Origin of the sequence: Flavobacterium sp. Root935, from assembly GCF_001429295.1 — a bacterium.
Classification (GTDB): Bacteria; Bacteroidota; Bacteroidia; order Flavobacteriales; family Flavobacteriaceae; genus Flavobacterium.
Window position 1 is genome coordinate 560,892 of record NZ_LMJL01000007.1, and the last position, 23,952, is coordinate 584,843.

General features: G+C 31.9%; 25 protein-coding genes. 17 read left to right on the forward strand and 8 right to left on the reverse strand.

The genetic code is table 11. The annotated features are described in order from the left end of the window. The first annotated feature begins 6 nt into the window (after nt 1-6). Together ASE40_RS03905 and ASE40_RS03910 are read left to right on the forward strand one after the other, a co-directional pair. The gene (locus tag ASE40_RS03905; RefSeq protein WP_057115484.1) at nt 7-1,143 is read left to right on the forward strand and encodes a glycosyltransferase; all 1,137 of its coding nucleotides are present in this window, start codon (nt 7-9) and stop codon (nt 1,141-1,143) included. A 51-nt stretch (nt 1,144-1,194) separates the two neighbouring features. Beyond that, nucleotides 1,195-2,178, forward strand: coding sequence for a UDP-glucuronic acid decarboxylase family protein (locus ASE40_RS03910; protein WP_057115485.1), 984 nt, complete (start codon nt 1,195-1,197; stop codon nt 2,176-2,178). Between the two features lie 53 nt (nt 2,179-2,231). On the opposite strand, the gene ASE40_RS03915 is transcribed toward ASE40_RS03910, so the two are convergent. The 4 genes from ASE40_RS03915 to ASE40_RS03930 all read right to left on the reverse strand — a co-directional run bounded on the left by ASE40_RS03915 (nt 2,232) and on the right by ASE40_RS03930 (nt 6,659). Then, nucleotides 2,232-3,419, reverse strand: a complete 1,188-nt coding sequence (locus tag ASE40_RS03915) for a glycosyltransferase family 4 protein (protein WP_057115486.1) — start codon at nt 3,417-3,419, stop codon at nt 2,232-2,234. Beyond that, a complete protein-coding gene (gene wecB / locus ASE40_RS03920) occupies nt 3,419-4,507 on the reverse strand; it encodes a non-hydrolyzing UDP-N-acetylglucosamine 2-epimerase (protein WP_057115487.1) in 1,089 nt (362 codons plus the stop codon). Before wecB ends, ASE40_RS03915 begins: the two co-directional genes overlap by 1 nt. A 269-nt stretch (nt 4,508-4,776) precedes the next feature. Continuing rightward, nucleotides 4,777-5,307: an ORF6N domain-containing protein gene (locus ASE40_RS03925; RefSeq protein WP_057115488.1), complete on the reverse strand. Its 531-nt coding sequence runs from the start codon at nt 5,305-5,307 to the stop codon at nt 4,777-4,779. A gap of 41 nt (nt 5,308-5,348) precedes the next feature. After that, a complete protein-coding gene (locus ASE40_RS03930; protein WP_057115980.1) occupies nt 5,349-6,659 on the reverse strand; it encodes a phenylacetate--CoA ligase family protein in 1,311 nt (436 codons plus the stop codon). Between the two features lie 133 nt (nt 6,660-6,792). Here ASE40_RS03930 and purD point away from each other — a divergent pair, with 133 nt between their 5' ends. After that, entirely contained in the window at nt 6,793-8,067 is a 1,275-nt protein-coding gene (gene purD, locus ASE40_RS03935) for a phosphoribosylamine--glycine ligase (protein ID WP_057115489.1), read from the forward strand. A 44-nt stretch (nt 8,068-8,111) separates the two neighbouring features. On the opposite strand, the gene ASE40_RS03940 is transcribed toward purD, so the two are convergent. Further along, a complete protein-coding gene (locus tag ASE40_RS03940) occupies nt 8,112-8,342 on the reverse strand; it encodes a DUF6341 family protein (protein WP_031453858.1) in 231 nt (76 codons plus the stop codon). 142 nt (nt 8,343-8,484) lie between these two features. Here ASE40_RS03940 and ASE40_RS03945 point away from each other — a divergent pair, with 142 nt between their 5' ends. Beyond that, nucleotides 8,485-9,414, forward strand: coding sequence for a DUF6427 family protein (locus ASE40_RS03945; RefSeq protein WP_057115490.1), 930 nt, complete (start codon nt 8,485-8,487; stop codon nt 9,412-9,414). Here ASE40_RS03945 and upp read toward each other — a convergent pair. Beyond that, nucleotides 9,409-10,062, reverse strand: a complete 654-nt coding sequence (gene upp, locus ASE40_RS03950) for a uracil phosphoribosyltransferase (protein ID WP_057115491.1) — start codon at nt 10,060-10,062, stop codon at nt 9,409-9,411. The genes ASE40_RS03945 and upp overlap by 6 nt on opposite strands. A gap of 110 nt (nt 10,063-10,172) precedes the next feature. Here upp and ASE40_RS03955 point away from each other — a divergent pair, with 110 nt between their 5' ends. Then, on the forward strand, nt 10,173-10,778 hold the full coding sequence (locus ASE40_RS03955) for a DUF4254 domain-containing protein (RefSeq protein ID WP_057115492.1): 606 nt from the start codon (nt 10,173-10,175) through the stop codon (nt 10,776-10,778). A 40-nt stretch (nt 10,779-10,818) separates the two neighbouring features. Beyond that, nucleotides 10,819-11,826, forward strand: coding sequence for a glycosyltransferase family 9 protein (locus ASE40_RS03960; RefSeq protein WP_057115493.1), 1,008 nt, complete (start codon nt 10,819-10,821; stop codon nt 11,824-11,826). On the opposite strand, the gene ASE40_RS03965 is transcribed toward ASE40_RS03960, so the two are convergent. Further along, complete coding sequence (locus tag ASE40_RS03965) at nt 11,815-12,228, reverse strand: hypothetical protein (protein ID WP_057115494.1); 414 nt, start codon at nt 12,226-12,228, stop codon at nt 11,815-11,817. The genes ASE40_RS03960 and ASE40_RS03965 overlap by 12 nt on opposite strands. A gap of 264 nt (nt 12,229-12,492) precedes the next feature. Beyond that, on the reverse strand, nt 12,493-13,545 hold the full coding sequence (locus ASE40_RS03970) for a 2Fe-2S iron-sulfur cluster-binding protein (RefSeq protein WP_057115495.1): 1,053 nt from the start codon (nt 13,543-13,545) through the stop codon (nt 12,493-12,495). Between the two features lie 128 nt (nt 13,546-13,673). Between ASE40_RS03970 and ASE40_RS03975 the strand changes: the two genes are divergently transcribed. The 11 genes from ASE40_RS03975 to atpA all read left to right on the forward strand — a co-directional run bounded on the left by ASE40_RS03975 (nt 13,674) and on the right by atpA (nt 23,923). Then, nucleotides 13,674-15,134: a DUF5687 family protein gene (locus tag ASE40_RS03975; RefSeq protein ID WP_057115496.1), complete on the forward strand. Its 1,461-nt coding sequence runs from the start codon at nt 13,674-13,676 to the stop codon at nt 15,132-15,134. A gap of 64 nt (nt 15,135-15,198) precedes the next feature. After that, nucleotides 15,199-15,894 (forward strand): ABC transporter ATP-binding protein, encoded by a 696-nt coding sequence (locus tag ASE40_RS03980; RefSeq protein ID WP_057115497.1) that lies wholly within the window; start codon nt 15,199-15,201, stop codon nt 15,892-15,894. Nucleotides 15,895-15,982: 88 nt separating this feature from the next. Beyond that, nucleotides 15,983-18,595, forward strand: coding sequence for a tetratricopeptide repeat protein (locus tag ASE40_RS03985; protein ID WP_057115498.1), 2,613 nt, complete (start codon nt 15,983-15,985; stop codon nt 18,593-18,595). Nucleotides 18,596-18,597: 2 nt separating this feature from the next. Further along, on the forward strand, nt 18,598-18,993 hold the full coding sequence (locus ASE40_RS03990) for a polymer-forming cytoskeletal protein (RefSeq protein ID WP_057115499.1): 396 nt from the start codon (nt 18,598-18,600) through the stop codon (nt 18,991-18,993). Further along, nucleotides 18,974-19,201 (forward strand): AtpZ/AtpI family protein, encoded by a 228-nt coding sequence (locus tag ASE40_RS03995; RefSeq protein ID WP_057115500.1) that lies wholly within the window; start codon nt 18,974-18,976, stop codon nt 19,199-19,201. Before ASE40_RS03990 ends, ASE40_RS03995 begins: the two co-directional genes overlap by 20 nt. A gap of 57 nt (nt 19,202-19,258) precedes the next feature. Beyond that, the gene (locus ASE40_RS04000; protein ID WP_057115501.1) at nt 19,259-19,651 is read left to right on the forward strand and encodes a hypothetical protein; all 393 of its coding nucleotides are present in this window, start codon (nt 19,259-19,261) and stop codon (nt 19,649-19,651) included. Between the two features lie 118 nt (nt 19,652-19,769). Continuing rightward, entirely contained in the window at nt 19,770-20,945 is a 1,176-nt protein-coding gene (gene atpB, locus ASE40_RS04005; RefSeq protein ID WP_057115502.1) for a F0F1 ATP synthase subunit A, read from the forward strand. A 33-nt stretch (nt 20,946-20,978) separates the two neighbouring features. Further along, nucleotides 20,979-21,179 carry an ATP synthase F0 subunit C gene (gene atpE, locus ASE40_RS04010; RefSeq protein ID WP_026727281.1) on the forward strand — a complete coding sequence of 67 codons (201 nt, stop codon included), beginning with the start codon at nt 20,979-20,981 and terminating at the stop codon, nt 21,177-21,179. Nucleotides 21,180-21,268: 89 nt separating this feature from the next. After that, nucleotides 21,269-21,769, forward strand: a complete 501-nt coding sequence (locus tag ASE40_RS04015; RefSeq protein WP_057115503.1) for a F0F1 ATP synthase subunit B — start codon at nt 21,269-21,271, stop codon at nt 21,767-21,769. A gap of 4 nt (nt 21,770-21,773) precedes the next feature. Beyond that, nucleotides 21,774-22,307 carry an ATP synthase F1 subunit delta gene (gene atpH, locus ASE40_RS04020; RefSeq protein WP_057115504.1) on the forward strand — a complete coding sequence of 178 codons (534 nt, stop codon included), beginning with the start codon at nt 21,774-21,776 and terminating at the stop codon, nt 22,305-22,307. A 38-nt stretch (nt 22,308-22,345) separates the two neighbouring features. Further along, nucleotides 22,346-23,923, forward strand: a complete 1,578-nt coding sequence (gene atpA, locus ASE40_RS04025; RefSeq protein WP_057115505.1) for a F0F1 ATP synthase subunit alpha — start codon at nt 22,346-22,348, stop codon at nt 23,921-23,923. The last annotated feature ends 29 nt before the right edge of the window (nt 23,924-23,952 follow it).

Below are 23,952 nucleotides of genomic sequence, written 5' to 3' on the forward strand. Positions count from 1 at the left end.
ATAAACATGAAAAAAGCCCTAATTAGCGATTGGTACTATGTAAATGGAGGAGCTGAAAAAGTGATTCATTCTATCAATTCAATTTGGAATGATTTTGATCATTTTGCGCTAATTGATTTTTTGAATGAAGAAGACCGTAAGTTTATTTTAAATGGAAAAAAAGCTAAAACCAGCTTTATTCAAAAACTTCCGACTGTAAAAAAAAACCATCGCAAATTTTTACAGCTTTTTCCAATAGCCATAGAGCAATTTGATTTAAGCGATTACGATCTAATAATCAGTTCTTCATCGGCAGTGGCAAAAGGAATTAAAGTCAATAAAAACCAGCTGCATATTTGTTATTGCCACTCGCCAATGCGCTACGCCTGGGATTTAAGAGAGCAATATTTAAAAGACGCTGGCTTAACCAAAGGCTTAAAAGGGTTTTATGCGAAATCAGTCTTAGATAAAATCCAAAAATGGGATCTTTCAAATTCAGAAAATGTAGATTATTTTATAGCTAATTCTAAGCATATTGCGCAAAGAATAAAAAACACCTACAATAAAGATTCTGTTGTAATTTATCCGCCTGTTGATGTTGATTTTTTTAGTTTAGAAGAAACAAAAGAAGAGTACTATTTAACAGCTTCACGAATGGTAGCGTATAAAAAAACGCAGCTTATCGTAGAAGCTTTCAATGAATTGCCTCATTTAAAACTGATCGTTGCAGGAGAAGGACCAGAATTAGAAAAACTTCAAAAAATAGCCAAAAGCAATATAGAATTTGTTGGCTATGTCGAAAACAAAAAGCTTAGAAGTTTAATGCAAAAAGCAAAAGCATTTGTTTTTGCTGCAGAAGAAGATTTTGGAATAATTCCCGTTGAAGCACAAGCTTGTGGAACTCCAGTCATTGCTTTGTCAAAAGGGGGAACTCTTGAAACCGTTGTTGATAATGAAACCGGAATTTTCTTTGACGAACAGTCGTCTGAAAAAATCAAGGAAGCAGTAATTAATTTCGGATCCAAAAAATTCGATCCAAAAATAATACGAGAGCATGCCGTTTTATTTTCAAAAAAACGATTTGAAAAAGAAATAAAAGAATTTGTAGAAGCAAAATATAAAGCACATCAAGAGTCTTTAAAACAAGATAAATCGGAAATATAACTGAAAAATAATTTTCAAATCAGTTACATTTGCGCAGAATAAAGAATTATCATGAAAAGAATACTTATCACCGGAGCTGCAGGATTTCTAGGATCGCATTTATGTGACAGATTTATCAAAGAAGGATATTTTGTTATTGGAATGGATAATTTAATTACTGGAGATCTTAAAAATATCGAACATTTGTTTAAACTAGAAAACTTTGAGTTTTATCATCATGATATTACAAAATTTGTTCATGTTCCAGGTGATTTAGATTATATTTTACATTTTGCTTCGCCGGCAAGTCCGATTGATTATTTGAAAATTCCTATTCAGACCCTTAAAGTTGGATCTCTTGGAACGCATAATTTGTTAGGATTGGCGAGAGTTAAAAAAGCACGAATTTTAATTGCGTCAACATCTGAAGTTTACGGAGATCCTTTAGTTCATCCGCAGACTGAAGAATACTACGGAAATGTGAACACAATTGGTCCGCGTGGCGTTTATGACGAAGCCAAACGTTTTCAGGAATCGATTACAATGGCGTACCATACTTTTCATGGAGTAGAAACCAGAATCGTTCGTATTTTTAATACTTACGGACCAAGAATGCGATTAAACGATGGTCGTGTAATTCCGGCATTCATCGGTCAGGCTTTACGTGGTGAAGATTTAACGATTTTTGGCGATGGTTCACAAACGCGTTCTTTCTGTTATGTAGACGATCAAGTTGAAGGTATTTTTAGATTATTACATTCAGATTATGTATATCCAGTAAATATTGGAAATCCAGATGAAATTACGATTAAAGATTTTGCAGAAGAAATTATAAAACTGACCGGAACAAACCAGAAAGTAGTATATCATCCATTACCAATAAATGATCCATTACAACGTCAGCCAGACACGACAAAAGCAAAAGAATTGTTAGGCTGGGAAGCAAAAGTAAGCCGTTCTGAAGGAATGAAAATCACTTACGATTATTTTAGGTCACTTTCGAAAGAAGAACTTTCAAAAGAAGAACACAAAGATTTTTCTAGTTATATAAAATAAAAAAAGGGGAAATATTCTAATAATATTTCCCCTTTTCATTTATAATAGTTTTCTTAAAAAGCATCATTTTCAATGAGATTTTTCATCTGCTGATCAAGATTAAAATTGCTTTTTGCATGCAGAAAAATTGTCTTTTTCATGCTTTGAATTTTATCTTTTCCAGTTGCTGAAATCTTTTGCAAAGCGACGTTTAAACCTTCAAAATCCCCCACAGGAACAACCCAGCCTAAATTATTTTCCTCGACAATTGATTCTCCTTCGCCACCACCAAAATAAAGAATAGGAAATCCTAAAGCGCTGTATTCAAATATTTTTGAAGGAACAGAACCATAAATTCTTGTTTTTAGAGGAACAAGAGCAATGTCTAAACGCATCAGTTTTTCGTGCAGGACATTTCGGTCTAACATTCCGTGAAAGATAATTTTCTGCATCGGATTCTGATTCATATAATTTACGATTTGGGCTTTCTCAGCACCATCTCCAAAAATATGCAATTCGATATTCAGATTTTCTAAATTCAATTGTTGAATAAGCTCAAAAACGCCCTGAGCAACGCCTAACAATCCGGCATAAAACAATTTTATTGGTTCGTTAGAATTATCGTTTTCAGGAATAACATTTTCTATAAAATGATCTGGATAATTGCGATATAAAAAGCATTTCTTTTCCGGAAAAATAGAATGAATATGATCAATAATTTCATTAGACTGACCAAAAATATGCGTTGCTTTTTTGTAAATAAAACGTTCTATAAAAAGAAGCATTTTATGTGAAATACTGTTTTTCTTCAAAACCTGAAGTTCAATGGCAGCAGTTGGCCAAAGATCTGAAACATTCAAAATTATTTTTTTCCTTTTGATCCAAAGAGCAAAAACAGAAACAAAAGACAACAGCAACGGCGGCGATTGTACAATTACTTTTTTAGGTGTTTTAGCAAATAATAAATAAAAAAACAAAACACTAGAAAACGAAAATGTCGAAACAATTCTTTTAAAAATGTTAGAACTGTTACTTGGGTAAATCCAAAGACGTTTTAAAGTAATATTCTGAATTTTTTCTGTAACCGAAAATCTTCCTTTATATTCTGGAAAAAGTTCGCCTTTTGGATAATTTGGGAGTGGAGAAATCACCGAAACTTCATATCCGTTTTGGTTTAATTTCAAAGCCAATTGTTCAATTCGATTAGCAGCTGCACCTTTTTCAGGAGGATAATAATTGGATATAATTAAAATGTCGTTCATTATTTCTTTTCCAATAAAATTGAAACAATTCTCTCAGAAGCTTTTCCATCCCATAATTCTGGAATACCGCTTTTTCTGGCACCGTTTTGTAAAAATGAACCAAAAACCTTTTGCAGATTTTTTAAAGATGTTCCCACAATGGTATTAGAACCAATAGTTTCTGTTTCAGGTCTTTCAGTATTATCACGCATAGTAAAACATGGAATTCCAAGAACAGTTGTTTCTTCAGAAATTCCACCGCTGTCTGTAATAACGGCAAAACTGTTTTTGATTAAATACATGAAATTTAAATAACCTTGAGGCGAAACAAAAATGATGTTTTTAAACTGGATTTTGCTTTCACTCAAAATTGCTTGCGTTCTTGGGTGAATCGGAAAAATTATTTTTTTATCATTCACTAACAAATCAATTCCGTAAAGTAAATTAATAAGTGATGAAACTTCGTCAACATTTGCAGGACGATGCAACGTTAAAATGATATAGTTTTTCTCTTCTAACTGATGTTCCTTCCAAAAATCTGGCGCTGTAATTCTGTTGATATTTTGATACAAAGTGTCGATCATCACATTCCCCACAAAATGCACATTTTCTGGATCAGAACCTAACTTTAATAAATTTTCTGAAGCTGATGTTGAGGTTGTAAAAAAGTAATCAGTAATACTGTCCGTCAGCATTCTATTGATTTCTTCGGGCATTGTTAAATCTCCAGAACGAATTCCGGCTTCGACATGTGCAACTTTTGTATTACATTTTTTTGCCACGATAGAGCAGGCCATTGTTGAGTTTACATCGCCCACAACTAAAACCAAATCACAAGGATTTTGAAGTAATTCTTTTTCGAAAGCAATCATAATTGCTGCAGTCTGTTCGGCCTGAGAACCGCTTTTTACTTCTAAATTAACATCTGGCTGAGGAATATTTAATTCCTCAAAAAAAGTATCACTTAAGTTTTTATCATAATGCTGACCAGTGTGAACCAAACGAAATGAAACATCAAAACCCTCATTCTGCTTACTTTTCACAGCATTAATAATCGGGGCTATTTTTATGAAGTTTGGCCGTGCACCTGCAATAATGGTAATTTTCATAGATTCTTTCTAAAAACTTTCTTTGGCAAAAGTAAAGTTTAAATTGGATTCTAGATAGTTTGAAAGATTTTCTTCTAGTGTAGATGTGATTTTTTGGCGAATCTCGTAAATTAATCTATTCAATTGGAGGTCACAATTTTTGACCTCCAATTATTTAATTTTTGGACTCTTTAAAATCACAGTTTGTGATCTTAAAGAATGCTGTTCATTTTCAGTAAGTTGAAAGTTAAGTTTTCAAGGTCGCAAATTGCGACCTTAAAGATTTAGAGTTATTTTTTATAACCAATTTTCACTCTTTCACTTTGGTCTTCTTTTTTCTCAGTTAGTTCATCTAAATAAGAAAAAACCAATTCAATATTTTTATCATGATTCTCTAATTTCTTCTGAATCTGAAGAATATCAACTTTAATTTCTGTTGTATCGAGAAGCATTTGTCTCACTTTCGTGAAAATACGCATGATTTGAATATTGGTTTGAATTGCTTTATCGCTTTTTAAAACGCTTGATAACATCAAAATTCCATGCTCTGTAAATGCAAAAGGTAAATATTTTAAGTTCGATCCTCTGCCATTCTTCAAGGTCGCAATTTGCGACCTTGAAGAATTATACTCAATTTCAGTTAGTTGAAACATAAAGTCTGATGGAAATCTAGATAAATTTCTTTTAACTTGTTCATTTAATCTTTTAGTTTCAACTTCATAAAGTGAAGCTAAATCGCTATCAAGCATCACTTTTTGACCGCGTATAAAATATATTTTGTTTGAAATTGTTTCTTCAGAAAGTAAAGATTGATCGTTCACGAGTTTTTAAATAAAAAAACAAATGTAAGATTTTATTTATATTATAAATGTGATTTAAATTGTTTTAGCTTCCCGCGATTGGTTCTTTCTAAAACCGTTTTTCGGGTAAAAGTGAAGTTTAAATTGGGTTCTAAATATAAATCAATCGCGTCTTTTATTTTTTGAATTTGTGCCGAATCCAATTCTTTTTCAGCAACATATTCAATTTCAAAAGTATCTAAATGAGTTTGTTTGATAATAAATTCCTTTACGTTTCCATCATCTTCAATAATGCTTTTGGTGACGTAATAAAAGGTTAAGCCTGGAGATTTTTTACCGCTTGGTAAAATAGCAATGTCATTGGTTCTTCCAATTAATTTTTTTAAAATTGGTTTTTTGGGAGTACTTTTTTCATCAAGAATTCCGATGTCACCAATTTCATATCTGATAAAAGGATTTGCTTTGTTAAATAGTGAAGTAATGACAATGCGACCTTCTTCCCCGTAAGGGAGAACTTTATCATTTTCATCTAAAATTTCAACAAAAAGTGTTTCAGAATTTACCTGCCATTCTCCCTTAGAATTTTCAAAAGCAATTAAATCCAATTCTGAAGCTCCATATTCACTAATAATCGGAATTCCGAATTGTTTTTCCAGTAGTTTTTTATCCGTTTCAAAAAGCATTTCCGAAGTGACAAAACAAGCTTTTAAAGTTGGGCAGACTTTGTTTAAAATGATATCTTTCTTTTCCAGATATTTCGCAAATAAAACAATAGAACTTGTATAACCATTAATATAATCGAATTTTTTCGATTTGAATTTTTCTAGAAATTTTTCGAGAATCTCATCAGATAAATCAAAAACGGGAAATCGGAAACGATGTGTCATGAAATCCTTAATACGCTCTTTTTGATATCCAATAAAATCCATCGGAATGCCATAAAAGCGTGCCTGATAAGAATGGTTAAAATCAATTCCAAACCATCCAAAACGCATCATGATTGAAGACCAGGTTAAAGCGTGCGAATATTTATCTTTTGCAAAAACAAAAGGCGTTCCGCTTGATCCAGAAGTTTTGTTGAGGTAAATGTTTTTCTTTGAATAACCGTTTGAAAGTCTTTCATCTAGAGGTTTTTGTAGATTTTGTTTATTTAAAATTGGCAGATCTTCCCAGTTTTGAATATCTGTATTTCCGACTAATTTCTGGTAAAAAGAATTATTTTTTAAGTGAAAATCAACAATTTCCTTTTTTTTATTTTCAAGGAACAAAGCATATTCTTCTTCGGATAAATTCACGATTCGATCCAATTCTACTTTCGCTTTCTTTATCGGAAAGCCGTTCAATCGAAGGGAAAAATCAAAAAGACGAATCATTTTAAGGATAATTTTCATCAAAAATAATATTTACCAATTACTAACAGAGAAGAATCACGAACTTTTTAAGATTTAATTATTTTTTACGTTCAAAAGCAATTATTTTTGCACCACAACTAAATACAACAACACCATGACAATTTTAATATTGGGATCGGGCGGAAGGGAGCATGCATTTGCATGGAAAATGACTCAGAGTCCGCTTTGCGAAAAACTTTTTGTAGTACCTGGAAATGCAGGAACTGCTGCCATTGCTGAAAATGTGGCAATATCTGCGACAGATTTTGAAGCTGTAAAAGCTTTAGTACTTAAAGAAAATATAAGTTTAGTAGTCGTAGGACCTGAAGATCCATTGGTAAAAGGTATTTACGATTTTTTCAAAAACGACGAAAGTTTAAAACATATTCCGGTTATTGGGCCATCTAAATTAGGGGCACAATTAGAAGGAAGTAAAGAATTTGCAAAAGAATTCTTGATGAAACATAATATTCCAACTGCAGCTTATGATAGTTTTACTGCCGAAACAGTTGAAAAAGGATGTGAATTTTTAGAAACTTTACAACCTCCATACGTTTTAAAAGCAGACGGATTAGCAGCAGGAAAAGGAGTTTTGATTATTCAAGATCTTGAAGAAGCAAAAACAGAATTACGCAACATGCTTGTTCATGCAAAATTTGGTACTGCAAGTTCTAAAGTTGTAATCGAAGAATTTTTGGACGGAATCGAATTAAGCTGTTTTGTTTTGACTGACGGAAAAAATTACAAAATTCTTCCAACGGCAAAAGATTACAAACGAATTGGAGAAGGAGATACAGGTTTAAACACAGGTGGAATGGGAGCGGTTTCTCCAGTTCCTTATGTAGATGCTGTTTTGATGGAAAAAATCGAAACTCGCATTGTAAAACCAACAATAGAAGGTTTCCAAAAAGACGGAATCGAATACAAAGGTTTTGTGTTTATTGGTTTAATCAATGTAAAAAACGAACCAATTGTTATTGAGTACAATGTGAGAATGGGAGATCCAGAAACAGAAGTTGTGGTTCCAAGATTAAAATCAGATTTAGTAGAATTGTTCTTGTCTGTTGCAGATCAGAAATTGGGTGATTTTAATTTAGAAATTGATCCAAGAAGCGCGACAACAGTTATGGTAGTTTCTGGCGGATATCCGGAAGATTTTGAAAAAGGAAAAGTAATTTCTGGATTAGAAAATGTAACAGATTCTATAGTTTTTCACGCGGGAACAAAATTAGATGGTGAAAATGTCGTTACTAATGGAGGACGTGTAATTGCTGTAACCTCTTACGGAGATAATTTCCAGGAGGCCATAAAAAAATCTTACCAAAACATAGATAAACTAAGCTTTGATAAGATGTATTTTAGAAAAGATATCGGTTTTGATTTAATCTAAAAAATAAATTCACAAGCCCTTTTTAATTAAAGGGTTTGGTTTTTTTATTTTAAAAATGAATGAGCCGTTGTATCTTGGTTTTCTGTTCCAGCGTCATCAAAAATACGTAATTGTTTAATCCAATAAACGATTGCGCATGAACAGATGATCATGAAAATCCAGTTAATTGTGTTTGCACCAAACCATGTAATTAATTCCAAACGACGTAAAAAGTCAAGAGGAGCAAACAAAATGTTAACGAATAAGTATTGTATTCCTTCAAAAAAAGCTGTCATAATTTTTTAAAATTATATGTTATTTATTGTTGTGTAATGCTTTGAAGATAAAATTCAGTTATTAGAATCTTTATTTCAACTTGTTCGGTTTTCATTTTAAACAAGTATTATCTTTACAATCACAAAAGTATAAAATATCCTTATGATAACAAGTGTTTTTAAAAAATCTACGCCATTAAATTATTCATTGGTCGTAATTTTAATACTGGTTTTCTTTTTTATGTTCCAAATTAAAGACCCATCTTGGGTTACTTCTTATTTTTTGGCTTTCCAAAAAGTGAGTTTGTTGTGCTTTATTTTGGCTTCTTTTTTTATGATAAATTTTATTGTAAAAAAGAACGGACTCAGTAAAGACAATGGTTACGCGATACTTTTCTATTTATTATTTCTTTTGTTTTTTCCAACCATATTTAACAATCCAAATGTTATTTATGCGAACTTTTTTATTTTATTGGCACTTCGAAGGCTGATTTCACTTCAATCTCTCAAAGCATCAAAAGAAAAAATATTTGATGCATCATTTTGGATTTTTGTAGCTTCTTTATTTCAATTTTGGAGCGTACTTTTTTTAATATTGGTTTTTATATCAATTGTTTTTCACGTTTCGAGAGATTATAGAAACTGGGTTTTGCCTTTTATTGCATTTTTAGCAGTAGCAGTATTGTTTTATATGACATCTTTAATTTTCCATATCGATGCCATCTCATTTTTCCAAGAAAGAGCTGTAATTGATTTTAGAATCGATTATTTTAAAAATAATTACGAAAACGGGGCACTTTCAATATATACCGCAGTTGCCTTATTTTTTGTTACTTCGATGTTAATGACATTATCAAACAGACCGCAGATTGTGCATTCTTCATATAAGAAAATTGTAGCCTGCTTTTTTATTGCGGCTTTTGTGTATATCATTTCACCAAACAAGAGCAATGATTTATTATTGTTCAGTATCGCACCATTAGCAATTATGGCGACAAGTCATGTTGAATATATGCAGCAAAAATTGAACAACGAAATTGTATATTATGTGTTGATTGTCTGCAGTTTATTTACATTCTTTTCACAATTATAATTTACTTCCGTAAGCAAGATCTCCCGCATCGCCAAGACCAGGAACAATGTAGTTTTTCTCATTTAGTTTTTCGTCTAAAGAAGCGACCCATAAGTGACAATTATCCGGAAGATTTTTTTCTAGATATGCGACACCTTCTGGTGCGGCAATAACCACTACAATATGAATTTCTGTTGGAGCGGCATTTTCGACTAATTTTTTGTGAACTGCTACAATAGACTGACCCGTTGCAAGCATTGGATCAAGAAGTAAAACCGTTTTATTGTTTAAGTTTGAAATAGCCTGATATTCAACCAAAATTTCGAACTTATCATCATTATTTGGGTGATATCTGCAAGCCGAAACAAAGCTGTTTTCTGCGTGGTCAAAATAATTTAGAAAACCGTTATGAAGCGGTAATCCAGCTCTTAGAATTGGACATAAAACTAAATCTGTTTCAATTTCTGTTGTTTTTTTAATTCCGAGAGGCGTTTGAATATCAACATTTTTGTATGGCAAAATTTTACTCAATTCATAGGCCATGATTTCTCCAATGCGTTCAATATTTCTACGAAAACGCATACTGTCGTTCTGCACATTTACATTTCTAATTTGTCCTAGAAAATGATTTAATACACTGTTATTCTCAGAGATATAATGAATTTTCATAATATTTTTTTAGTAGATCAATAGATTTTTAAGAAGAATTGAAAAATTAGTAGTTTTTTTCAAACTATAAAAGTATAAAAAGTATCTTTGTTTTATAAAAAAATAAAAACATGTTTTCAAAATTAGCATATTCTGTTTTCGAGCAAAGTATCAAAGATTATCATCAATTTGATAATGTCGATCAGCCGATTAATAATCCTTATCCAAAAGATAAGTTTGAACATTTATTATATTTGAAAAATTGGATTGATACTGTTCAATGGCATTTTGAAGATATTATTCGTGATCCGCAAATTGATCCTGTTGCAGCCTTGACTTTAAAAAGAAGAATTGATGCATCAAATCAGGAACGTACTGATATGGTGGAATATATCGACAGCTATTTTTTACAAAAATACAGTGATGTAAAAGTAAAAGACGGAGCAAAAATCAACTCTGAAAGTCCTGCTTGGGCATTTGATAGATTGTCTATTTTAGCTTTAAAAATTTATCACATGAATGAAGAAGCAACTCGTGCAGAAGCTTCACAAGAACATAGAGATAAATGCCAGGAAAAATTAAATATTCTTTTAGAACAAAGAACAGATTTATCTACAGCAATTGAAGAATTATTGACAGATATTGAAAATGGTGATAAATTCATGAAAGTGTACAAACAAATGAAAATGTACAATGATGATGAATTGAATCCAGTTTTATATCAAAATAAAAAATAATTTGGCAGACTTGTCTAGCAAAATTAAGCATATAGCCGTCATGAGACTATCCGCAATGGGAGATGTCGCCATGACGGTTCCTGTTTTACGCGCTTTCGTAAAACAATATCCAACGGTGAAATTGACCGTTATTTCCCGTCCTTTTTTTAAACCTTTTTTTGACGGAATCCCGAATTTAGAATTTTTTGCTTTTGATGAAAAAGAAAGACACAAAGGATTTCTTGGACTTGTACGTTTATATAACGACGTAAAAAAACTAAAAATTGATGCTTTTGCAGATCTTCATAATGTATTGAGATCTAAAGTTGTGAGCTTACTTTTCGCTTTAAGCGGAAAAAAAAGAGCAACTGTAGATAAAGGCCGAGAAGGGAAAAAAGAATTAACAAGAGCCGAGAATAAGATTTTTAAACAATTGCCAACGATGTTCCAAAGACATGCAAAAGTGTTTGAAGAACTTGGTTTTCCGTTAGATTTATCCAATCCGAGTTTTTCTGAAAAAGCAGTTTTAAGTGCCGAAATTTTAGAAATCATCGGCGGAAAAAATCAAAAATTAATCGGAATTGCACCTTTTGCACAATATGATTCTAAGGTTTATCCAGTAGATTTAATGAAAGAAGTTGTAGCAAAATTGGCTGAAAATTCAGCTTATAAAATTTTGCTTTTTGGCGGCGGAAAAAAAGAAATCGAGATTTTAGATTCACTTTCGCGGCCGTATGAAAATGTAATTAATATGGCTGGAAAAATTAAATTTCAGCAGGAATTACAATTGATAAGCAATCTTGATGTTATGCTTTCTATGGATTCTGGAAATGCTCATATTGCGGCAATGCTCGGCGTTAAAGTTATTACACTCTGGGGAGCTACGCATCCGTATGCAGGATTTTTACCCTTCAATCAAAGTTTAGAAAATGCGTTAACTTCAGACAGAAATAAATATCCTCAACTGCCAACTTCTGTTTACGGAAATAAAGTTGTTGATGGTTACGAAGATGCAATGAGAAGTATTTCTCCAAAAGATATAATAGAGAAAATTCAGTTAAGCATATAATCCATTAAAATCATAGAGAAAATATCCAATTGTTTTCTTTTTGTTTCTATTAGCAACAATTACAACAAAATGATTTTCTTTTTCTGTAGATAGCAAAATATGTTCAAAATCTTCTGTTGAATTTCTATAGACTTTATGTACCAATTGAGATTCTTTAATTTTTCGGGATAGTATGTTAGCGGCTTTTAGCTTACTTACATAAGGCCAGATATTAAAAAAATTATGATCAGAAACTTTTACTTCTGTCATTTTTCCACTCATTGTTGAGTCATATTTCTCTTTAGACAGTAATTTGGGTCCTTTTTTATTTCGTTGTTTTTTAATTATGAAGTAAACGCAAATAAGAGATGTAATTACAAAAAGCGCGATAAAAGATAAACGAAGGTAGTGATGCGTTGCCATAATATTTAATATTTAAATGTGTTGACAAATTTTATTTAGTAATACAGCAATATACTCTGATTGCGATTACCATAATTTCACCCCTAATATAATAAAAATTCAGCAATATTTCAATTAAAAATTGGTTTTATAATAAATTGATATTACTACCCCAATCTTTCATTCTCATTTTGTAAAAATTATAATAATTATAATAAGTCAAAAAAAAATCCAAATTCCAGTTTTATTTGGAATTTGGATTTTTAATATTGAAATTTCTAAATACTAAACATCGTCGTAATCAACATAAATAGTTTCAGAAGTTGGATGCGCTTGACAAGTTAAAATTAATCCTTCGGCAATTTCGCTGTCTGTTAAAATAGAGTTTTTAGTCATTTCTGCAGATCCTGCTGTAACACGTCCTAAGCAGCTGCTGCAAATTCCGCCTTGGCAAGAATACGGAGCATCAACTCCTTGTTTTAGAGCAGCATCTAGAATAGTCTGTTTTTTAGACATCTCAAAAGTAGTTTCCTCATCGTCTACCAAAACCGTAATTTTTGTATGCCCTTCTTGAGAACCTTGAATTATGTGTTCTTCAGAAGAAGAAGTAAAAAGCTCAAATTTAATAGCAGATTCTTTTACGTTTTTCTCTTTCAAAACATTAGAAACAGTATTGATCATTTCTTCTGGTCCGCACAAGAAGAATTTATCAAACTCAAGTTCTTTATGTTTGTTATTTAAAACAAAATTCACAGCAGATTTTTCAATTCTTCCAAACAAAGCATTTTCAGCTTTTGCCTGACTAAATACATAATGCACAAAAAATCTGCCTACATATTGTAATTGTAAATCATGAAGTTCCTGATGAAACATAGTGTTTTCTGGAGTTCTATTTCCATAAACCAATACAAACGAACTTTTTGGCTCATTTTTTAAAACCGTTTTTATGATAGAAAGAACTGGAGTGATACCACTTCCTGCAACAAATGCGGCGTAATTTTTTTGTCTTTCAGCATCAGGCTCAAAAGTAAATTTTCCTTCTGGCTGACCCACTTCAAGAACATCTCCTGATTTTAATTTTGTATTGGCAAACTGAGAAAAAAGACCATTTTTTACAGCTTTGACAGCAATTCTTAATTCGCCGCTGTCTGGTGCAGAACAAATGGAATAAGCACGTCTAATTTCTTGGTTATCAAGAGTTAATTTTAAGTTTATATATTGACCAGCTATAAATTTATAATCTGGTTTTAGTTCTTCGGGAACATTAAAAAGTATAGAAACAGCATCTGCAGTTTCGCGTTTTACCTCTTTAATTATAAGTTTTAAGAATGAAGGCATGTTAGAATTTTTCTGCAAAAGTAGCAAACCAGTGTTAAATGATTGGCACGAAATTATTTTTTTTAACTTTTTTTGTAACGTTTTCCTACATTTGATCTCTTACTACACAGAAACTAAAACTATAAACCATGATTAAGAAGTTTATTTACCTAGAATGGAAGGCCTTTATTAGATCGGCATCTTTTGGTAAAAACCTGACAATGAAAATTATAATTGGATTTTTAATGATCTATTTTTCCTTAATTTTTATCGGAATGGGAGTTGGAGCATTTTATGTTTTAAAGGACATGAAATTAGAACCATTAGTAACCATTAACAAATTTCTGATTTATTATTTTCTATTCGATTTGATAATTAGGTTGTTACTGCAGTCAATCCCAGTTTTAAATATCAAACCATTATTGGTTTTACCCTTTAAAAAACCAACGATTGTGCATTTTTCTTTAGGCAAAACAGTTTTGTCTTTTTTTAATTGGGTACATGCCTTATTTTTTATTCCGTTTTCGGTTGTATTAATTTTGAACAGATATGATGTTGTTGGAATTGTTTTCTGGCATTTGGGAATTATGGCCATAATTTACATTAATAACTTTTTGAATATTATATTAAGTAATATCGATAAATTATTCGTTGTTTTTGTCGTGATAATTCTGGCATTAGCAGGAGCACAATATTATAAATTATTTGATATTACGACTTTTACAACTCCGTTTTTTCAAAATTTTTACGATATAGAAGGAGTGTTTTTAATTCCGATTTTAGTATTAATAGTGCTGCATGCTTTTACTTTTAAATACTTCAAGAAAAATTTATATCTAGATGCTGGATTATCTGTAAAACAAGACATTGCTTCGACAGAAAATCTTACTTGGCTGAATCAATTTGGAACCTTGGGGACATTTCTTAAAAATGATATTAAACTCATCAAAAGAAATAAGAGATCGAAAACAACTATTTTTATGAGTTTTCTCTTTTTATTTTATGGACTAATATTTTTTGCAAACTCGCATCAGCCGGCAGTAATGCACATTTTTGCAGGCATATTTGTTTCAGGCGGATTCTTGTTTGTATTTGGTCAGTTTGTGCCAAGCTGGGATAGTTCTTATTATCAATTATTGATGACACAAAATGTTCCGTATCGTGGTTACATTACCTCTAAGTGGTGGCTGATTGTTATTGCAACTTTCATTTCTACAATTCTGGCTTCGTTTTATCTTTTTTACGGCTGGGAGGTATATTTAACTATTGTCGTTGGAGCAATTTATAATATAGGAGTCAATTCGCATTTAGTTCTTTTAGGCGGTGCATTTACCAAAACGCCAATCGATTTAAGCAACGCCGGCGGAGCCTTTGGAGATAAAAAAGCGTTCAATGTTAATGCTATGCTTCTTTCGCTGCCAAAAATTTTACTGCCTTTAGCGCTTTACTCAATCGGACTTTATCTAAACAACAAAAATCTTGGATTAGGATTAGTGGCTGGTGCAGGTGTTTTAGGATTTATTTTTAGAGATAAGGTTTTTTCTTTAATCGAAAAAAGATACAAAATCGAAAAGTACAGTACAATAAATGCTTATAAACAAAAAAGTTAAATGTGCCAATTTGATAATCATCAATTAGAAATCTAAAATCAACAATCTAAAATCTAAAATTAAAATGATACAAGTAAATCAACTTATAAAAAATTATAACGGAACAACAGTTTTAAACATAGAAAATCTTGAAATCCCAAAAGGACAAAGTTTCGGATTAGTAGGAAACAACGGCGCAGGAAAAACAACATTTTTTAGTCTTCTTTTAGATTTAATTCAACCCTCAAAAGGAAGTATTCATAACAATAATATTCAGGTAAATACAAGCGAAAACTGGAAATCTTTTACCGGCTCATTTCTTGACGAAAGTTTCTTAATTGGCTATTTAACACCAGAAGAATATTTCTATTTTATTGGAGATCTTCGCAATCAAAATAAGGCTGATGTTGATGCTTTATTGGCTCAGCATGAAGAATTTTTTAATGGAGAAATTTTAAAAAATAAAAAGTATCTAAGAGACTTGTCTAAAGGAAATCAGAAAAAAGTAGGTATAATTGCTACACTTATAGGTAATCCAGAAGTTATTATTTTAGATGAGCCTTTTGCCAATTTAGATCCAACAACTGTCAGCAGGTTAAAAAAAATCATCAAAGATCTGGCAGATAATCCAAATGTTACGGTTTTAGTTTCAAGCCACGATTTGCAGCACACAGTAGAGGTTTGCGACCGAATTGTTGCACTTAATAAAGGAGAAATTGTAAAGGATATCAAAACTTCAAAAGAGACCTTGCAGGAACTAGAATCGTTTTTTGCGGTATAAGTTTTTAGATTACAAAAAGAAGCGTATTTTTACAAGTCTATATACTAAAATCGATTTTTAGTAGTTATCTGTTTTAAACTCTTTTCTATTGAAAAAGAATACTCTTAAATATAGTTTTACTTTCGTTTTTTTATTCTTTTTGATAGCTTGTTCTACCAAAAAAAATACCTTTTTGTCTAGAACTTCGCATTCTGTTGGCACGAAATATAATATTTTGTACAATGGTGGAGTTGGTCTAGATAAAGGCTTAAAATCTATTCAGGCCAATGATCAAGATAATTTTTGGAAATTACTGCCAATTGAAAAAATGCAGTTTGACGAAAATTTTTCTGAAGGAGAAAAAGCTAAAAATCCTGATTTTGAGCGCGCAGAAACAAAAGCGACCAAAGCCATTCAAAAACACTCCATGAATATTGGAGGCAGGGAAAGAAATTCACAAATTGACGAAGCGTATTTAATGCTCGGAAAAGCAAGATATTACGATCAGCGTTTTATTCCTGCAGTTGAAGCATTCAATTATATTTTATACAAATATCCGAACAGCAATAATATTTATACTGCTAAAATCTGGCGCGAAAAAACCAATATGCGTTTAGGTAACGATGCCATTGCGTTAAAAAACATTAAGCTGCTACTTAAAAATATAGATTTAGACAAACAGACTTATGCTGATGCTAATGCTCTTCTGGCTGAAGCTTTTATAAATTTAGAAGAAAAAGATAGTGCTGTTGCTAAACTAAGAATTGCTGAGGAATTTACAAGAAAGAATGAAGAGCGAGCTAGATACCGTTTTATTCTTGGCCAAATGTATCAGGAACAAGGAAAACGGGACAGTGCAATTTATTTTTATGATGGTGTAATCGATTTGAATCGAAAAGCAGATCGTAAATATATGATGCACGCGTACGCTAAAAAAGCACAGTTGTATGATTATGAAAAAGATAATGATACCATCTTTTTAAAAATGTTTAATAAACTTGTTACTGACCGAGAGAATCGCCCTTATTATGATGTGTTGTTTTACGAAATGGGAGTTTTTTATGATAAAAAGAAAGATCAAGAAAATGCCTTAAAGTTTTATAACAAGTCTTTAGGAAGAAAATCAAAAGATCCTTATTTGGTGGCTTCTGCATACAGAAACATTGGGAACATGTATTTTAAAAATACAAATTATACAATGGCTGCTAAATATTATGACAGTACATTGGTGAAATTAGATCCTAAAACCAGAGAATACGCTTTTATAGAAAAAAACAGAAAAAACCTTGATAATGTAATTAAGTACGAAGCTATTGCAAAACGCAATGATAGTATTATTAAGGTATACAATCTGCCGGCAACTGAGAAAAAGATTTATTTCGAAAATTATATTGTAGAGTTAAAAAAGAAAGATGAAGCCAAACGACTTTTAGAAGAAAAAGAAAAAGAGCGTTTAGCAAATATCGACTTAAACTCGCAGGCACAGATTTCAGGAAATGGAGCTGTAAATCCGCAGTCGTTAGGAAAACCAGTAGAACCAGAAGGAGTAGGAATGCCTCCTGGAGCAAATGAAAACGGAAGCACATTTTATTTCTATAATCCAACAACGGTTGCTTATGGAAAATTGCAATTTAAAAAAATGTGGGGTAATAGAACATTGGGCGGCAACTGGAGATTGGCAGGAATAAAATCTGCTAACAACGATGCAATGAACGATACCATCAATACTAAAGATGTTGCAAATACTTTACAAGATACAGTGGTTGCAGAAAAATATACTGTAGCCTATTATGTAAAACAACTTCCTACGTCACAACCGGCAATGGACAGTATTGGTATAGAACGTAATTTTGCATACTACCAATTAGGACTTATATATAAGGAGAAGTTTAAAGAATATAATTTGGCTAGTGATAAACTAGAACAATTACTGCGCAACAATCCAGAAGAAAAACTGGTATTGCCTACGATGTATAATTTGTATAAAATTTACCAAATTACAAATCCACAAAGAGCAGAAGAGATAAAAGCAGAAATTTCATCTAAATATCCAACTTCAAGATATGCTCAAATTTTAAATAATAGGGCAGAAGATCCTAACTCAAGTCCAGACAAAGAATACCAAAAATGGTTTAAACTTTTTGAAGAAGAAAAATTTGATGAAGTCTTAGCCAATATTGACAATTTGATTAATCAATATTCTGGAGATGATATCGTTTCGAAATATGAATTATTAAAAGCCAATACTTTAGGAAAAGTAAATGGTTTAGAAGCTTATAAAAAAGGACTTGAAAATGTAGCCGATAATTATCCGAATAGTGAAGAGGGTAAAAATGCAAGAGAAATTCTAGAGAAACAAGTGCCGGCTTTAGAAAGATTAAATTTTACAACAGTAGACAACAAAAGCTGGAAAATTTTATATGCAGTGCCTAATAGTGATACTAAAACGCTTAAACAAATTGAAGAAGCGATTAGAGTATTTTTATTAGTTGAAAATTTTGAACGCTTAACAACTTCTTTTGATAAATACAATCAATCTGAAAGTTTTGTAATTATTCATGGTTTAAAATCTGAGGCTTATGCTAAAGATGTTGCGGGAGTTTTGAGAGATGACAAGAAATATAAAATTGCACATCCTGCTGTTATTATATCAACAGATAATTACAAAGTGGTTCAAATTAAAAAGAACCTCGAAGCCTATTTGACCCCAAAAACCCCATAATAATGTTTGAAAAAGTAAAAAAAAGCGGAACAGAGCAATTAGGAAAAACAAATCGTATTGTAGAAGGAACATCGATAGTAGGAGACATAGTATCAAAAGCCGATTTTAGATTAGACGGCGAATTGATTGGAAATTTTACTTCACAAGGAAAAATTGTAATAGGCGCAAAAGGAGCTGTCAAAGGAGAAATTATTTGTAATAATGCGGATATTGAAGGAGAATTTCATGGAAAAATAAAAGTTCTTGAAATCCTTAATATTAAATCGACTGCTCAAATACATGGAGAAGTAGCAGTAGGAAAACTTTCTATAGAACCAGGAGCCGATTTTACAGCAACCTGTACCATGCTTACTCATAATAAAGAAGTAACCCTAAAAGATGGAAAAGGAACCGAATAATAATAGAAGAAATAAATGGCTTGCATTTATTAATATTCCTTTTCAAATGGGAGTTATTATTTTTGTATTCTCTTACTTTGGAACTTGGCTTGACGAAAAGCATCCAAGTCCCAAAGTATATTACAATACCATTTTTGTTATGCTTGGAGTTGGAGTCGCATTATATAATGTAATTCGCCAGGTAAACGATATTAATAAGACAAAGTAGTTTTTATTAAAAACAGCTTAAGATAAAAGTTGCATCTTTGCGCAAAAATTATCTCAAATGCTTTTAAAAAATTACAAACCGGTATTTTATTTATTTTGTCTTGCTTTAACAGCTTATATTCTACACAAAGCAATTTTCTTTTTTTGTGAAATTAATATTCAAAACTTTCATTACAGTTTAGAATTACAGTATTTATTCTTCTTCGGAATTTCGGCTTTATTATACCTTATATTATTAATAGTAAAAAAGAAGAATTTTGAAATCGTCGGGATGACGTTCTTATTTGGAACTTTTACACAAATGTTATTGGGATATTTAATTCTGCAGCCAATTTTAAATATTAAAACTGGAGAAACCGATGTTGAAAAGATTAGTTTTTTTATAACATTTGTGCTGTTTTTGTTATTTCAGACGCTTTTAACTGTCCGATTATTAAATGAAAAGCGTTAAAATAACAATTCTTTAAAACAAGGTTTAAAAATAATTTTTCATATCCTTTTGAATATTAATAAAAAATGTACCTTTGCACCAAATTTTAGAAACGTAAAAAAATAAGATTTTCCACGATATGGTGATTTCAAACAAACCGCTCAGCTTTATTCTTGCCGCTTTTGTAGCTTCTCTACCAATTATGGGTTTTGCAAATCCAGAGAATGACTCAACGCATGTTCAAACTGAAACAGCTCATGAAGAGAAAGTAGTTTCACACAATGCCCCTGAGGAAGGAGAGCATGCTGCTCTTGATCCAAAAGCAAAAGTGGACGCTTTTATTGATCATCACTTACAAGATTCTCACGATTTTGTTTTCTTCTCAGATGAGAAAGAAAACAAACATTATGGTTTTTCATTACCAGTTATACTTATTGACGGAGGATTGAAAATTTTCTCTTCTTCAAAATTACACCACGGTGAAGCAGTTGCAGAAGTTGACGGAAACTTTTACAAATTAGTTCACGGTAAAATTTACAAAACAGATGCTGCCGGTACAATTAACTTTAACGAGCACGGACATCCAGAAAATGAAAAGCCGTTAGATTTTTCTATTACAAAAAATGTAGTATCAATGCTTTTCGTTGCAGTAGTATTATTTTTAATGTTTACTGGATTAGCAAGATCATATAAAAAAGGACCAATCCCAACTGGATTTGGTAGAGTTTTAGAGCCACTTATTATTTTTATTAGAGACGAAATCGCTGTTCCTAATATTGGTGAGAAAAAATACCGTAAATATATGGGTTACCTATTAACTGTATTTTTCTTTGTTTGGTTGCTAAACTTATTAGGAATGACTCCACTAGGAATTAACGTTACAGGTAACATCGCTATTACAGTTTGTTTAGCAGCATTTACTTTCATCATTACACAATTTAGTGCAAACAAAGATTATTGGGGACACATTTTCTGGATGCCAGGAGTACCAGTTCCAATGAAAATTATTTTAGCACCAATTGAAGTTTTAGGAACATTAACAAAACCATTTGCATTATTAATTCGTTTGTATGCAAACATTACTGCAGGTCACGTAGTAATTATGAGTTTGATCGCTATGATTTTCGTAGGTAAAAATTTAGCAGCAGATTTGCCAATCTCATTAGGTTTAACATTGTTTATCTCTGTTATTGAAGTTTTAGTTGCATTTTTACAAGCGTTTATCTTCACGATGTTATCATCACTATTTATTGGTATGGCTGTTCAAGATCATGATCATGCTCACCACCACGAAGATGAAACAGCAATTATTTAATTTAGAAGTTTAATTTTATATATATAAATAGTTATGGGAACAATTCCAACTTTAGTAGGTGCTGGTTTAGTAGTAATCGGTGCAGGTTTAGGTTTAGGTAAAATCGGTGGATCTGCTATGGACGCTATTGCTCGTCAGCCAGAAGCTGCTGGTAAAATTCAAACTGCGATGATTATTATCGCGGCTTTATTAGAAGGTTTAGCATTCGCTGCTTTAATCTTAGGAAAAAACTAATAAAGAAAAAATTAACAACATCTTTAACGGTTGGTTAAAGGTGTTGTTACCTTTTAAAAAAGAAATTAAATATTTTAATATAGTATAAAATGGATAAGTTAATTAACGATTTTTCATTCGGTTTATTCTTTTGGCAAGCTTTAATCTTGTTAGTATTAATTTTACTTTTGGTGAAATTTGCATGGAAACCAATTATGGAGTCTATTACTGCAAGAGAAGAAGGTATTAAAAATGCATTGCTTTCTGCTGAAAACGCAAAGAGAGAAATGGAAAATTTACAAGCTGACAATCAAAGAATTTTGAATGAAGCTCGTGCAGAACGTGACGCGATGCTAAAAGAAGCTCGTGAAATGAAAGAGAAAATGATTGCTGATTCTAAAAACGAAGCACAAGAAGCTGGTCAAAAAATGATCGAACAAGCTAAAGCTGCTATCGAAAGCGAAAAAAATGCTGCAATGGCAGAATTGAAATCTCAAGTTTCAAGTCTATCATTAAGTATTGCTGAGAAATTATTGAAAGAAGAATTATCTAACAAAGAATCTCAAACTAAATTAGTTGAGAAAATGTTAGGTGACGTAAAGTTAAACTAAGATTATGGCAAGTACAAGAGCAGCAATTCGTTATGCAAAAGCAATTCTAGACTTAGCAAACTCTAAAGGTGTTGCCGAAGCTGTCAATAACGATATGAAATCAATTGCATCAGCAATCGATACTAATACAGAATTGAGTACCTTTATCCAAAACCCAACAACAAAAGTTGAAGTTAAAGAAAGTGCTCTTTTAGAAGTTTTCGCAGATGTAAATGGAGTAACAAAAGGATTATTTCATTTATTATTTGAAAACAAAAGATTTGAAATTCTTAATGCAATCGCATTAGAATACAATAAATTGTTTGATGAAAGTAATGGTGTTGAAGTAGCGAAAGTTACAACTGCCATTCCAATGGATGCTGCTTTAGAAGCTAAGGTTTTAGCAAAAGTTGCAACTTTATCAGACAAAAAAATTACAATTGAAAATATAGTGGATCCTTCAATTATTGGTGGATTTATTTTAAGAATAGGCGATAATCAATACAACGCTTCTGTTGCAAACAGATTACAAGTATTAAAAAGAGAGTTAAGTAATTAGTTTTTATAACACAAAAAGTGTCTAAATTATAAATTAAGATGGCGGAAATCAAACCTGCTGAAATTTCAGCAATATTAAGAAAGCAAGTAGAAGGTTTTGAATCTGGTGCTACGCTAGAGGAAGTAGGAACAGTACTTCAAGTTGGAGACGGTATTGCTCGTGTTTACGGGCTGTCTAATGTACAATATGGAGAGTTAGTAGAATTTGATAACGGTATGGAAGGTATCGTATTGAATCTTGAAGAGGATAATGTTGGGGTTGTATTATTAGGGCCATCAACTGGACTTAAAGAAGGATCTACTGCAAAAAGAACTCAACGTATTGCTTCTCTTAAAGTAGGTGAGCAAATGGTAGGACGTGTTGTTAATACTCTTGGTTTTCCAATTGATGGAAAAGGACCAATCGGTGGAGACTTATACGAAATGCCTTTAGAAAGAAAAGCACCTGGTGTTATCTTCCGTCAGCCAGTAACTGAGCCATTACAAACAGGTGTAAAAGCTGTTGATGCTATGATCCCAGTTGGTCGTGGACAACGTGAGCTTGTTATTGGTGACCGTCAAACAGGTAAATCAACTGTTTGTATCGATACAATCTTAAATCAAAAAGAATTTTACGATGCAGGAAAACCTGTATTCTGTATATATGTTGCAATTGGACAAAAAGCTTCAACTGTAGCAGGAATCGCTAAAATGTTAGAAGAAAAAGGAGCAATGGCTTATACAGTTATCGTTGCTGCAAATGCTTCTGACCCAGCTCCAATGCAAGTTTATGCTCCATTCGCTGGTGCTGCAATTGGAGAGTACTTTAGAGATTCTGGTCGTCCTGCACTTATTGTGTATGATGATTTATCTAAACAAGCTGTTGCTTACCGTGAGGTTTCTCTTTTATTAAGAAGACCACCGGGACGTGAGGCTTACCCTGGAGACGTTTTCTACTTACACTCTCGTTTATTAGAGCGTGCTTGTAAAGTAATCGCTGATGATGGTATCGCTAAAAACATGAACGATTTACCAGATTCTATCAAATCTATCGTAAAAGGTGGTGGTTCATTAACTGCTTTACCAATTATCGAAACTCAAGCTGGTGACGTTTCTGCATATATCCCAACAAACGTAATTTCGATTACAGATGGTCAGATTTTCCTTGATGGAGATTTGTTCAACTCTGGGGTTCGTCCTGCAATTAACGTAGGTATCTCTGTATCTCGTGTTGGAGGTAATGCTCAAATTAAATCTATGAAGAAAGTTTCTGGAACTTTAAAATTAGACCAAGCTCAATTCCGTGAATTAGAAGCTTTCGCTAAATTTGGTTCTGACTTAGATTCTGTTACTTTAAACGTAATTGAAAAAGGAAAAAGAAACGTTGAGATCTTGAAACAAGGTTTAAATGATCCTTATACAGTTGAAAACCAAGTAGCTATTATCTACGCTGGTTCTAAAAACTTGTTAAGAAACGTTCCTGTAGAAAAAGTAAAAGAATTTGAAGCTGATTTCTTAGCTTACTTAAACAGTAAACATAAAGATACGCTTAACGCGTTGAAAGCTGGTAAATTAGATGACAGCATTACAGATGTTATCGAAAAAGCAGCAAAAGAAATCTCAGCAAAATATAACTAATAAGATAATAAGTAAATTAGATAATTAGA

Bases quoted from the DNA above. Each gene is read 5' to 3' on its own strand.
- ASE40_RS03970 (WP_057115495.1), bottom strand. From the start codon at position 13,545: ATGCCTTCATTCTTAAAACTTATAATTAAAGAGGTAAAACGCGAAACT.
- upp (WP_057115491.1), bottom strand. From the start codon at position 10,062: ATGAAAATTCATTATATCTCTGAGAATAACAGTGTATTAAATCATTTT.
- ASE40_RS04000 (WP_057115501.1), top strand. From the start codon at position 19,259: ATGCTTTTAAAAAATTACAAACCGGTATTTTATTTATTTTGTCTTGCT.
- ASE40_RS03945 (WP_057115490.1), top strand. From the start codon at position 8,485: ATGATAACAAGTGTTTTTAAAAAATCTACGCCATTAAATTATTCATTG.
- ASE40_RS03940 (WP_031453858.1), bottom strand. From the start codon at position 8,342: ATGACAGCTTTTTTTGAAGGAATACAATACTTATTCGTTAACATTTTG.
- ASE40_RS03965 (WP_057115494.1), bottom strand. From the start codon at position 12,228: ATGGCAACGCATCACTACCTTCGTTTATCTTTTATCGCGCTTTTTGTA.
- ASE40_RS03995 (WP_057115500.1), top strand. From the start codon at position 18,974: ATGGAAAAGGAACCGAATAATAATAGAAGAAATAAATGGCTTGCATTT.
- ASE40_RS03990 (WP_057115499.1), top strand. From the start codon at position 18,598: ATGTTTGAAAAAGTAAAAAAAAGCGGAACAGAGCAATTAGGAAAAACA.
- purD (WP_057115489.1), top strand. From the start codon at position 6,793: ATGACAATTTTAATATTGGGATCGGGCGGAAGGGAGCATGCATTTGCA.
- ASE40_RS03955 (WP_057115492.1), top strand. From the start codon at position 10,173: ATGTTTTCAAAATTAGCATATTCTGTTTTCGAGCAAAGTATCAAAGAT.
- ASE40_RS03930 (WP_057115980.1), bottom strand. From the start codon at position 6,659: ATGATTCGTCTTTTTGATTTTTCCCTTCGATTGAACGGCTTTCCGATA.
- ASE40_RS03910 (WP_057115485.1), top strand. From the start codon at position 1,195: ATGAAAAGAATACTTATCACCGGAGCTGCAGGATTTCTAGGATCGCAT.
- ASE40_RS03905 (WP_057115484.1), top strand. From the start codon at position 7: ATGAAAAAAGCCCTAATTAGCGATTGGTACTATGTAAATGGAGGAGCT.
- atpB (WP_057115502.1), top strand. From the start codon at position 19,770: ATGGTGATTTCAAACAAACCGCTCAGCTTTATTCTTGCCGCTTTTGTA.
- atpH (WP_057115504.1), top strand. From the start codon at position 21,774: ATGGCAAGTACAAGAGCAGCAATTCGTTATGCAAAAGCAATTCTAGAC.
- ASE40_RS03980 (WP_057115497.1), top strand. From the start codon at position 15,199: ATGATACAAGTAAATCAACTTATAAAAAATTATAACGGAACAACAGTT.
- atpA (WP_057115505.1), top strand. From the start codon at position 22,346: ATGGCGGAAATCAAACCTGCTGAAATTTCAGCAATATTAAGAAAGCAA.
- ASE40_RS03915 (WP_057115486.1), bottom strand. From the start codon at position 3,419: ATGAACGACATTTTAATTATATCCAATTATTATCCTCCTGAAAAAGGT.
- ASE40_RS03975 (WP_057115496.1), top strand. From the start codon at position 13,674: ATGATTAAGAAGTTTATTTACCTAGAATGGAAGGCCTTTATTAGATCG.
- wecB (WP_057115487.1), bottom strand. From the start codon at position 4,507: ATGAAAATTACCATTATTGCAGGTGCACGGCCAAACTTCATAAAAATA.
- atpE (WP_026727281.1), top strand. From the start codon at position 20,979: ATGGGAACAATTCCAACTTTAGTAGGTGCTGGTTTAGTAGTAATCGGT.
- ASE40_RS04015 (WP_057115503.1), top strand. From the start codon at position 21,269: ATGGATAAGTTAATTAACGATTTTTCATTCGGTTTATTCTTTTGGCAA.
- ASE40_RS03960 (WP_057115493.1), top strand. From the start codon at position 10,819: ATGAGACTATCCGCAATGGGAGATGTCGCCATGACGGTTCCTGTTTTA.